11 protein-coding genes and 2 tRNA genes are annotated in these 10,361 nt (G+C 40.8%); 11 read left to right on the top strand and 2 right to left on the bottom strand.

Annotated elements, in window-relative coordinates:
- The first annotated feature begins 8 nt into the window (after nt 1–8).
- The 4 genes from atpH (at nt 9) to J3P37_RS22655 (ending at nt 4,257) form a co-directional block, all read left to right on the top strand.
- Nucleotides 9–551 carry an ATP synthase F1 subunit delta gene (gene atpH, locus J3P37_RS22640; RefSeq protein ID WP_256014367.1) on the top strand — a complete coding sequence of 181 codons (543 nt, stop codon included), beginning with the start codon at nt 9–11 and terminating at the stop codon, nt 549–551.
- 65 nt (nt 552–616) lie between these two features.
- Nucleotides 617–2,191 carry a F0F1 ATP synthase subunit alpha gene (atpA, locus tag J3P37_RS22645; protein WP_256014370.1) on the top strand — a complete coding sequence of 525 codons (1,575 nt, stop codon included), beginning with the start codon at nt 617–619 and terminating at the stop codon, nt 2,189–2,191.
- Nucleotides 2,192–2,252: 61 nt separating this feature from the next.
- Nucleotides 2,253–3,143, top strand: coding sequence for an ATP synthase F1 subunit gamma (gene atpG / locus J3P37_RS22650; protein WP_256014373.1), 891 nt, complete (start codon nt 2,253–2,255; stop codon nt 3,141–3,143).
- A gap of 118 nt (nt 3,144–3,261) precedes the next feature.
- Entirely contained in the window at nt 3,262–4,257 is a 996-nt protein-coding gene (locus J3P37_RS22655) for an aldo/keto reductase (protein ID WP_256014376.1), read from the top strand.
- A 7-nt stretch (nt 4,258–4,264) separates the two neighbouring features.
- Here J3P37_RS22655 and J3P37_RS22660 read toward each other — a convergent pair whose 3' ends face one another.
- Nucleotides 4,265–4,450 carry a DUF6496 domain-containing protein gene (locus J3P37_RS22660; RefSeq protein WP_256014377.1) on the bottom strand — a complete coding sequence of 62 codons (186 nt, stop codon included), beginning with the start codon at nt 4,448–4,450 and terminating at the stop codon, nt 4,265–4,267.
- A gap of 127 nt (nt 4,451–4,577) precedes the next feature.
- Between J3P37_RS22660 and J3P37_RS22665 the strand changes: the two genes are divergently transcribed.
- The gene (locus tag J3P37_RS22665) at nt 4,578–4,784 is read left to right on the top strand and encodes a hypothetical protein (protein WP_256014379.1); all 207 of its coding nucleotides are present in this window, start codon (nt 4,578–4,580) and stop codon (nt 4,782–4,784) included.
- 37 nt (nt 4,785–4,821) lie between these two features.
- On the opposite strand, the gene gldB is transcribed toward J3P37_RS22665, so the two are convergent.
- On the bottom strand, nt 4,822–5,895 hold the full coding sequence (gldB, locus tag J3P37_RS22670) for a gliding motility lipoprotein GldB (protein ID WP_256014382.1): 1,074 nt from the start codon (nt 5,893–5,895) through the stop codon (nt 4,822–4,824).
- Between the two features lie 317 nt (nt 5,896–6,212).
- Between gldB and J3P37_RS22675 the strand changes: the two genes are divergently transcribed.
- From J3P37_RS22675 to J3P37_RS22700, 6 genes are all read left to right on the top strand, one after another.
- Nucleotides 6,213–6,878: a porin family protein gene (locus J3P37_RS22675; protein WP_256014384.1), complete on the top strand. Its 666-nt coding sequence runs from the start codon at nt 6,213–6,215 to the stop codon at nt 6,876–6,878.
- Nucleotides 6,879–6,956: 78 nt separating this feature from the next.
- Nucleotides 6,957–8,597 (top strand): NAD+ synthase, encoded by a 1,641-nt coding sequence (locus J3P37_RS22680; RefSeq protein WP_256014387.1) that lies wholly within the window; start codon nt 6,957–6,959, stop codon nt 8,595–8,597.
- Between the two features lie 115 nt (nt 8,598–8,712).
- Nucleotides 8,713–9,300, top strand: coding sequence for a DUF4136 domain-containing protein (locus tag J3P37_RS22685; protein ID WP_256014390.1), 588 nt, complete (start codon nt 8,713–8,715; stop codon nt 9,298–9,300).
- 82 nt (nt 9,301–9,382) lie between these two features.
- Entirely contained in the window at nt 9,383–9,898 is a 516-nt protein-coding gene (locus J3P37_RS22690; RefSeq protein ID WP_256014392.1) for a glutathione peroxidase, read from the top strand.
- A gap of 105 nt (nt 9,899–10,003) precedes the next feature.
- Nucleotides 10,004–10,081 (top strand) — tRNA-Val (locus J3P37_RS22695).
- Nucleotides 10,082–10,124: 43 nt separating this feature from the next.
- Nucleotides 10,125–10,202: transfer RNA gene (locus J3P37_RS22700), tRNA-Val, on the top strand.
- Nucleotides 10,203–10,361 lie beyond the last annotated feature (159 nt).

Genomic DNA, 10,361 nt, shown 5'->3' on the forward strand with positions numbered 1-10,361 from the left:
TATAGAAGATGTCTGAAATTCAAGTAGCATCAAGGTACGCAAAATCTTTAATTGATCTGTCTAATGAACAGGGATCATTGGAGCAGGTTAAAGCTGACATGGTCTCTTTTATAAACGTATTGCGTACTAACCCGGAATTGCAAGCGGTACTTAAAAATCCCATTATCAATACTGATAAAAAGATAGGAATCCTGACCCAGCTTTTTGGGCAGAGCTTTCACAAGATCATTATCACTTTTTTTAGTATAGTGGTGAATAAAGGACGTGCTGGAATACTCTATGCTACCGCAAAAGAGTTCATCAACCAATACAACCTGTTAAAGGGTATAGTAAAGGCTACGGTTATATCAGCAAGTGCTCTTTCTGAAAGCAACAGGACAGAGATCATAAGATTGCTGGAGGACACTACGAAAAGCAGTGTTCAGCTGGAAAGCAAAATTGATGAAGATCTTATCGGCGGATTTGTGCTGAAAGTTGGAGATAAGCAATACGATGCAAGTATAGCAAGCAGCTTGCAGAAGCTGAAAAAGGAATTTAGTCAGAAGGTTTAAACCCTGACAATAATAATACACAAGAGTTTACAATTGATTAAAAATAAAAATTTACAAATAAAACTATGGTAGAGGTAAGACCAGATGAAGTTTCGGCGATTTTGCGCCAGCAATTGTCGGGCTTTAAATCAGAGGCCGAACTTGAGGAGGTGGGAACTGTACTGCAAGTGGGCGATGGTATTGCCCGTGTTTACGGTCTCACAAAAGTTCAATCAGGTGAATTGGTTGAATTCGAGAACGGCCTGCAAGGGATTGTATTAAACCTTGAAGAAGACAACGTGGGTGTGGTATTGCTGGGAGAGTATTCTGAGATCAAAGAAGGTGATACTATCAAACGCACAAACCGTATAGGTTCCATTAAAGTTGGTGACGGAATGCTGGGTCGTGTGGTAAACACACTTGGACAGCCGATCGACGGTAAAGGAGCTATAAAAGGTGATCTGTATGAAATGCCTATTGAGCGTAAAGCTCCGGGTGTTATCTATCGTCAGCCGGTTACTGAGCCTTTGCAAACTGGTATCAAAGCTATCGATGCTATGATCCCGATCGGTCGTGGGCAGCGGGAGCTTGTAATTGGTGACCGTCAAACTGGTAAAACTGCCGTTTGTATCGATACGATCATCAATCAAAAGGAATTTTACGAAGCCGGTCAGCCGGTGTATTGTATATATGTAGCTGTAGGGCAGAAAAATTCCACAGTAGCACAGATTGTTCGTACCCTGGAAGAAAATGGTGCTATGCCATATACTGTGGTTGTTGCAGCGTCTGCTGCTGACCCGGCTCCAATGCAGTTCTTTGCTCCGTTTTCGGGCGCTGCTATAGGTGAGTTCTTCCGTGATACCGGACGCCCTGCTTTAATTATCTATGACGATTTGTCTAAGCAAGCGGTTGCTTACCGTGAGGTGTCCCTTCTATTAAAGCGTCCTCCAGGTCGTGAAGCTTATCCGGGAGACGTATTTTATCTGCACAGCCGTTTATTAGAGCGCGCTGCTAAGATCAATGCTTCAGATGAGATCGCGAAAAGTATGAACGATTTGCCTGATTCTATCAAACATCTTGTAAAGGGCGGAGGGTCTCTTACTGCTCTTCCTATTATCGAGACTCAGGCCGGTGACGTTTCTGCATACATTCCTACCAACGTAATTTCTATTACCGATGGTCAGATATTTTTGGAGTCTAACTTGTTTAACGCAGGTGTTCGTCCGGCAATTAACGTTGGTATATCTGTATCTCGTGTGGGAGGTAACGCTCAGATCAAGTCAATGAAAAAAGTGGCAGGTACTTTAAAGCTTGACCAGGCTCAATACCGCGAGTTAGAGGCTTTCTCTAAATTCGGATCGGACCTTGATTCGGCTACTAAACTGGTCTTGGACAGAGGTGCCCGTAACGTGGAGATTCTTAAACAAGGACAATTCTCACCAGTGTCTGTTGCAAAACAGGTTGCTATTATATATTTAGGCATTAAGGGCTTATTACGCTCGGTGCCCGTAAATAGAGTAAGAGAATTCGAAGTAGAGTACACCCAACAGTTAGAGCTGCGTCATCCGGAAACATTGACGGCTTTAAAGGCTGGGAAGTTCGACGACAGCATTACAGGCGTACTGGAAACAGTTGCGAAAGAACTAGCAGGCAGATATTAGTAATTGTTTAAAGTTCGAAGTTTCGGCTTCGGACTTTTAAACTTTAGACTTTCAAAAAAGAATGGCTAATTTAAAAGAAGTAAGAAACCGTATTACATCTGTAACCTCCACACAGCAGATCACAAAAGCTATGAAAATGGTTTCAGCTGCTAAGTTGAAGAGAGCTACAAATGCAATTGTTCAGTTACGGCCTTATGCAAACAAGCTAAAGGATATCCTTGGAAATCTTTCTGCTAGTCTTGAGGGCTCTTCATCTCCTTACATACAGCAACGTGACGTAGAAAAGGTTTTGATAGTTGTTGTATCTTCAAACAGGGGGCTGGCAGGAGCATTTAATGCGAATGTTATAAAAACAGCAAACCAACTGATCAGCACCCAATATGCAGAACAGTACCGGAAAGGAAATGTAAGTATTATTGCTGTTGGTAAAAAAGTTCAGGATTATTACGAGAAGCGTAAATATAATGTTATCGGAAATAATAATGAGGTGTATTCTCAGCTAAGTTTTGAGAATGTAGCTCTGATCTCTGAAGTTATAATGAGTGGATTTGCGAATGGCGATTTTGACCGGGTGGATGTTATATATAACCATTTTAGGAATGCTGCTGTTCAAGAGATCATCAGCGAACAGCTTTTACCATTGGCTGCTACGGTTCAAGCGGATAGCAGTAGGTCTGCGGCATCTAAAGTGGACTATATATTGGAGCCATCTCAGCAGGAGATTGTGAATGAACTGATCCCGAAATCAATCAAGATTCAGTTTTATAAGGCCGTTCTTGATTCTCATGCTTCTGAGCATGGAGCACGTATGACCGCGATGGATAAAGCCACGGAAAATGCAGGGGACTTGCTTAAATCATTAAAACTTTCTTACAATCAAGCCCGCCAGGCAGCGATCACTACAGAGCTTACAGAGATTGTAAGTGGTGCAGCTGCTTTATCAAACGGATAGAAAAAACTATATATAGATTTTTAAAACCTCTGCTCTGCAGAGGTTTTTTAGTTTTATGCTATTTTTATTTCTCCTAAACCAAACATAACTCATCCTGTTCAACAATAAATTATCAACTATGGAATATAGAAAATTAGGCGGATCTGACCTGGAAGTTTCAGCTATAACCTTTGGCGCCTGGGCTGCCGGAGGCTGGATGTGGGGTGGCTCCGAAAGGAAAGATGCTGTCGATGCGATCAGGGCTTCCTATGACGCAGGTGTTACTGCTATTGATACTGCTCCTGTATATGGTCAGGGACTTAGCGAAGAAATTGTGGGCGAGGCTATTAAGGGGTTGCCCCGGGATAAAGTTCAAATACTGACCAAATATGGTTTGCGATGGGACGACACTTCCGGCGAGTTTTATTTCAAGAGTAAAAACAACCAGGGAGAAGAGATCGATATCTATAAATATGCTGGCAGAGACAGCGTGATCAGGGAGTGTGAGACGAGCTTAAAGCTTTTAGGTACCGATTATATTGATCTGTATCAGATTCACTGGCCCGATCCCACAACTCCGATAGAAGAAACTATGGATGCTGTTAAAACCTTGATACAGCAAGGTAAGGTGCGCTATGCCGGGGTATGCAACTACTCCGATGAACAATTCCGTATTGCTGACGGCGTGGTCGATCTTGTTTCTAACCAGGTACCATATAGTATGGTGAACCGTAAGATCGAAGAAGTGATTTTGCCATATTGCCTCGCAAATAAGAAATCAATTCTTGCCTACAGCCCTTTAGAAAGGGGACTATTGACAGGTAAAATTAAGCCCGGACACATATTTGCGGAAGGAGATCACAGGGCATCGCATAAGTTCTTTTCAGAAGTAAATATTAATAATGTGAATCGATTCCTTGAAAAGATCAAGCCCTTAGCGGAAGATAAGAAGGCGAGCCTGGGACAATTGGTTTTGAGATGGACTGTAGAAAAACCAGGTATTACAGTAGCCTTGGCTGGAGCACGCAATTCTCAGCAAGCGGTCCAGAATGCACAAGCAATGGATCTGACAATTTCTGCCGAAGAAATTGAATTCATCAATAATGCTCTTGCAGAGCTGCATATTGAGAATTAAAGATAGGCTACTTCTTTTTGGTGGATTTTTTTGGAACCTTGGCACCTGCATCCCGTGCCTCAGAAAGGCCAATAGCAACAGCTTGCTTTTTTGAGGTCACTTTCTTGCCCGTGCCGGTTTCCAACTTGCCCTCCTTCATTTCATGCATAGCTTGTTCAACTTTTTCTCCAGCTTTCTTTGAGTATTTAGCCATTGTTCTTTTCTTTTTATTCTAGAACTGCCGGATATTTGATAATGTTTTCGCTGGTTGCTCCTTTTATTTAATTCCCTTTTTAGTCTTAAATACGTTTTGTAATTTCGCGCTCGATAAAAAACATAACATGGCAAACGTAAACGAAAACAGACAAACAAATAATGCCAATAATCCAAGTCATTATACTTTGATGACCCTGGGTATTGTGATCACGATGGTAGGCGTGGGCCTTCGTTTTATCGGAACCTTCTCGTTAATTGACGTGATTTCAAATATCATTCTGATAGTTGGAGTGTTGATTTGTCTAAAATCTGTTTCCAACATTCTAAAATAAAATTAAGGATTGTTCTTCAGGACATGGAGGACAATCCCTATTTTGGCTTGTACTTCGATTTGGATAATATCATCTGATAATCTGGGTCTTTCATCAGGTCCTGCAGCTTAATGTTGCTATTTACGTCCATGTATTTTTTTACAATCTGCCATCCGATATAAAGCGCCAGCTTGGGTGCGGATTCATTTTTTTCTCCAATACCGGGGGTAAACGGCGCCTCTGTCAGATATTTTTGAATTTTCATATAGTCCGTATCGTAGAGCAGATTGTTTTCGAGAAAGTAAGCCCAGATCTGTGGCTCAAATGTTTTACACCAGTCTAATTGGGCTGCAGTATATCCGATTTTCAAGGAATCGCTGACTGCAGGCATAGTTGCATCCATAAAGTACAGGATCTTCCCATTATAAATCATGCGGTCCAGTAGCGTGTTTAGAGATTCTGGTTCAGGGAAGATCTCCTCACGTATAAAAGTTTCCATCACCCTTGGTGTGATATTCTCAGGTGTAAACTTTTTCGAAATGTATAATGGAACACTTTGCCTGATTGCTGGATAGAATTTTGAATCGGCACCTAGAAACATGTCTAACCCGATTCCTATATAGTCATTACCGATCGGGGTCTGTACAGCAAAGCCGGAGAAAAAACTAATCAGTCGCGGTAGCTTCTGGCCAGGGTAGTAATATTTGACGTGTTTAAAAGCATCCGTTAACTCAGATTCTTGTTTACTCATATCTGGATATTTGTGATCGACCTCGTCTTTGAGCGCATTAAAATCCCGGCTACTCAAGATTGTTCGGAGATTGGCGTAATAACTAGTATCGGCAGTATGACCTGCTCCCAGCATGCCATCCATGAAGTCGCTGTAGAAATTGCCATATTTTTTTTGAAGTAAAGGGGCCTGCTGCTGTATTGTTTTTACTTTCAGGCTGCCGAGATCTCTATCAAAGCGTTCAATAGTGACCGTTAGGTCGATATTACTCAAATCGACATCTTTCCGGTTGTTACAAGCCGTGAGACCCAGCGTAATTAAAAAAAAGCTGCATAAATGAAGCCCGGAAAAGGAGATGCGAGTACTGAGCAGGTTCTTTGTGGCCCTTAAAAAACAAATCATATTCACAAAACACCTGCGTAAACAAAACTGCGAAAAAGTGATTAGCTTGCTGAGCAGGTTCTTTGTGGCCCTTAAAAAACAAATCATATTCACAAAACACCTGCGTAAACAAAACTGCGAAAAAGTGATTAGCTTGCCGAGCAGGTTCTTTGTGGCCCTTAAAAAACAAATCATATTCACAAAAAACAAGTAGATTTGACGAACGCTTTTTAAATTCATGCTATTGTTAATTTGACGAAAATAATAAAAGCAAAGTTTTTTAATTAGGTTTTTAAAAACAGCATCACTCATACACTATAGTTCTCATAAATAAGAAAATGAAAAGTAGATTTTATGCGCTTCTAATACTTTTATTTCCAATTGCTGCCAAGGCACAACAGGATTTTAAAAATTTCCAACTAGGCTTCACCCTTACCCCTAACCTTGGTTGGGCAAGGATCAATGATAGCAGTCCTTCGTATTCTTCTGAAGGAACAAACGTTGGGTTCTCGTACGGATTAATAGGGGATTTTGGATTCTCGAAAAATTATTTTTTCTCAACTGCCTTTACCCTCACCAGTATAAATACAAAGGTTAGCAACACGGATGTAGAAGAATCAGGAGGGGCGGTACGAAATGATATTACTTACAAGGTACAATATATAGAAATACCGTTGACCATAAAATTGAAGACCAATGAGGTTGCTGAAAAATGTTTTTATGGTCAATTCGGCCTCGGGACCGGCATTAAAGTCAGCGGAAAACTAGACAGTGAGTTAAAAAGCAGCACGGGTGTCTTAAGCGAAGAATCCAAAAAGGACATTGCTTCTGATAATGTGTTCAGGCTGAGTTTGGTTGCAGGTGCAGGTATGCAGTGGAATTTTGCACAAAATACAAAATTTCTTACTGGTGTAACCTTCAATAATGGCTTCACGAACATGTTAAGTAAGGGGCCTTCTATCAGAAACTCTTACGTGGCACTGAACCTGGGTGTACTTTTCTAACCTTTTGAAAGGGAAATATTTTGAAACAAAAAAGCCCTAATGGGCTTTCTTTGTTGGTATTAAATTAATCTTTTGTAAATGAAGATAGCTCTTGCTCAACTTAATTATCATATTGGAAACTTTGAGGCGAACACTCAAAAAATTATAGATGCTATTGGCAATGCGAAGTCTAAAGGAGCAGAACTTGTAGTTTTTGCGGAGTTAGCAATCTGTGGGTATCCGCCCCGGGATTTCCTTGAGTTTACAGAATTCATAGAATTATGTGAGAAGTCGATCGAAAAAGTGGTGGACACTTGTCAGGGTATCGCCTGTATAATTGGTGCTCCTACCCGGAACCCGCAGAAGGCGGGAAAGGATCTGTTTAACTCAGCCTATTTTATTGAAGACGGAACCATAAAAGCCGTAGTTAACAAAGCGCTACTGCCAACTTATGATGTTTTTGACGAGTATCGTTACTTTCAACCCAATACAGATTTTAACTGCATAAATTTTAAAGGACTAAAGATAGCTTTAACTATTTGTGAAGATCTTTGGAATATAAATGACAATCCCTTGTATGTTTCAGCTCCAATGGATGAGTTGATAAAAGAAGGGCCTGATTTGATGATCAACATTGCGGCCTCTCCTTTTTCTTACAATCATGATGATAACCGTTACAAGGTACTAAAGGATAATGCTCTAAAATATAATCTCCCATTATTATATGTTAATCAGGTAGGATCACAGACAGAAATTATTTTCGATGGTGGTTCATTTGCATTTAGTGCTAAAGGTGAGTTGCTGGACCAGTTAAAGTATTTTGAGGAAGACCTGAAGGTATACGACTTTGATTCCGGTGAGTTGAAAGGCCTCACTGCTTTGGAATATCAGCCAGCGGCAGATGTTGCACAAATTCATGATGCCTTGATTCTTGGTATTAAAGATTATTTTAAGAAGTCCGGGTTTTCCAAAGCAGTACTCGGGCTGTCTGGTGGAATAGATTCTGCGGTAGTCTGTGCCTTGGCGGCCGAAGCATTGGGGGCAGAAAATGTCATGGCTGTGCTTATGCCCTCTAAGTTTTCTACTGATCATTCAATTCAGGATGCCTTGGATCTTGTGAAGAATCTTGGATGTAAACATGAAATAGTGCCGATAAAAGAGGCCGCCGATGCCTTTGACAGGGTGCTGGCTCCAGTATTTAAAGGTTTACCTTTTAATATAGCTGAAGAAAATATCCAGGCCAGAAGCCGGGCCGTTATAGTTATGGCTTTTTCGAATAAGTTCGGCTATATCCTGTTGAACACTTCTAATAAAAGTGAGTGTGCTGTAGGATATGGTACTTTGTACGGGGATATGGCTGGTGCGATTTCGGTTATCGGCGATGTTTATAAAACTCAAGTCTATGCTCTTGCCAGGTATATAAATCGTGATCGCGAGATAATTCCTGAAAACAGTATTGTAAAGCCACCTTCTGCAGAGTTGCGACCTGACCAGAAGGATAGTGATTCTCTGCCTGACTATGACGTTCTCGATAGCTTGCTTTACCAGTATATAGAACTAAAAAAGAGCTCGGCTGAACTAATCTCTGAGGGCTTCGATGCAGAAATGGTTGCCAAGGTTCTGAAAATGGTTAACCGTGCAGAATTTAAACGTTATCAAACGCCTCCAATTCTTCGGGTATCACCTAAAGCTTTCGGGATGGGTAGAAGGATGCCAATTGTTGGTAAATATCTATCATAACGGCCAAATGCGTGTTTTGTCATTATTGGGTAATTTGATAGCCGTTTGATTAAACTCTATGATTTCTTTCAGTCTATTATAATAGATAATAATATTTAGAAAGGATAGGATAGAGATGAGAAAGATGGCGTTTATGTTGCTTTTTGCCGCTTCGTTTCTTACAGCATGCTCTTCTTATAATATTTATTCTGTAAGTAAAGACAAGCTCGACGTAACCAAGTATCAAACTTACGCATGGATGAGTGGTAATGAATCTAAGCTCCAGGATTATTATAATAATGACATTGCTGAAGAGAAAATCATAGAGTCGGCAAACACGGCTCTGAGCAGCCGGGGTTTGAAGCTAAATAACAAACAACCCGATATATTGATACGTTACACAGCGGTGATTGACGAGAAATCGCGTACCGTTAATGAGCCGGTATACTATCAATCGCCCTACCGATATGTTCCTGCAGTAGGCTACTATCGTGGAAGGGCAATTTATTATTACCGTTACGTAAGACCATTTCCGGTTTATGTAGGAGCAGAAGAGCGCAAAGTAGAATTTGAGGAAGGAAATATTGTGATCGACCTGATTGACCGTAAAACGTCCAAAGTAATTTGGAGGGGGGTAGCAAAGGGAGAAGTAAATAATCCTGAAAATGCGGTCAACGATTTGCCGAAAGTTATCAGCAAGATATTTGATAAGCTTCCTTCATAGCTTAGTTATTACCTATAGCCGCCGGGTTTGCCTGGCGGTTATTTTATTTCAGAAGAATGCTATCTTTAGCTAAAATTTGATCATGAAAACATTAGCATTTATCCTTCTGGCTTTTTTTATTACTCCCCCAAAATCTGTGCATGATTTTAAGGTAAAGTCGATCGATGGCAGCGAATTGAATCTAAAGAAATATAAGGGCAAAAAGATATTGATTGTGAATACTGCATCAAAGTGCGGTTATACACCCCAGTATGCAGAACTTGAAAAGTTATCACAGCAATATAAGGATAAACTCGTAGTAATTGGCTTTCCAGCTAATGATTTTGGGGGGCAAGAACCAGGTAGCAATCCGTTAATAAAGGAGTTCTGCCAGAAAAATTATGGTGTCACTTTTCCGCTTGCAGAGAAGGTGAGCGTTAAAGGAGAGGATGCTGCCGAGATATTCAAATTTCTGACGTCGGCGGAGAATCCTGATTTTAAGGGGGATATAAAATGGAACTTCGAAAAGTTTTTGATTGATGAGAATGGAAAATTAATCCATAGGTTCCGGTCATCTGTAAAGCCTCTTGCAGAAGAAATTACTAAATATCTGAGATAAAGTATCTTCAGTATTATTTTTAAATTAATTTTGGATAACTGATTTCTGCGCCTATATTTGCAGCATGAAATCGGATAGGTAATTCTTGCTATCTGATATCAAAAAGGGAGATTAGCTCAGCTGGTTCAGAGCACCTGCCTTACAAGCAGGGGGTCACTGGTTCGAACCCAGTATCTCCCACCAACCCTTCAAGCCGATTGAAGGGTTTTTATTTCTATTACTTCCAGGGAGATTAGCTCAGCTGGTTCAGAGCACCTGCCTTACAAGCAGGGGGTCACTGGTTCGAACCCAGTATCTCCCACCATAAAAAGCCCTTCAGATTAAGTTCTGAGGGGTTTTTTGGGATCAGTCCGGAAAGTTGGGGGGATGTTCTTGGATCAGTCCGGAAAGTTGTGGACTAGGCGTATATTTTGGATAACCTGTACATAAAGAATTCGATATTAGTTACCCCTCTGAACTGACT

It is taken from the genome of Desertivirga xinjiangensis (assembly GCF_024436435.1).
Classification (GTDB): Bacteria; Bacteroidota; Bacteroidia; order Sphingobacteriales; family Sphingobacteriaceae; genus Desertivirga; species Desertivirga xinjiangensis.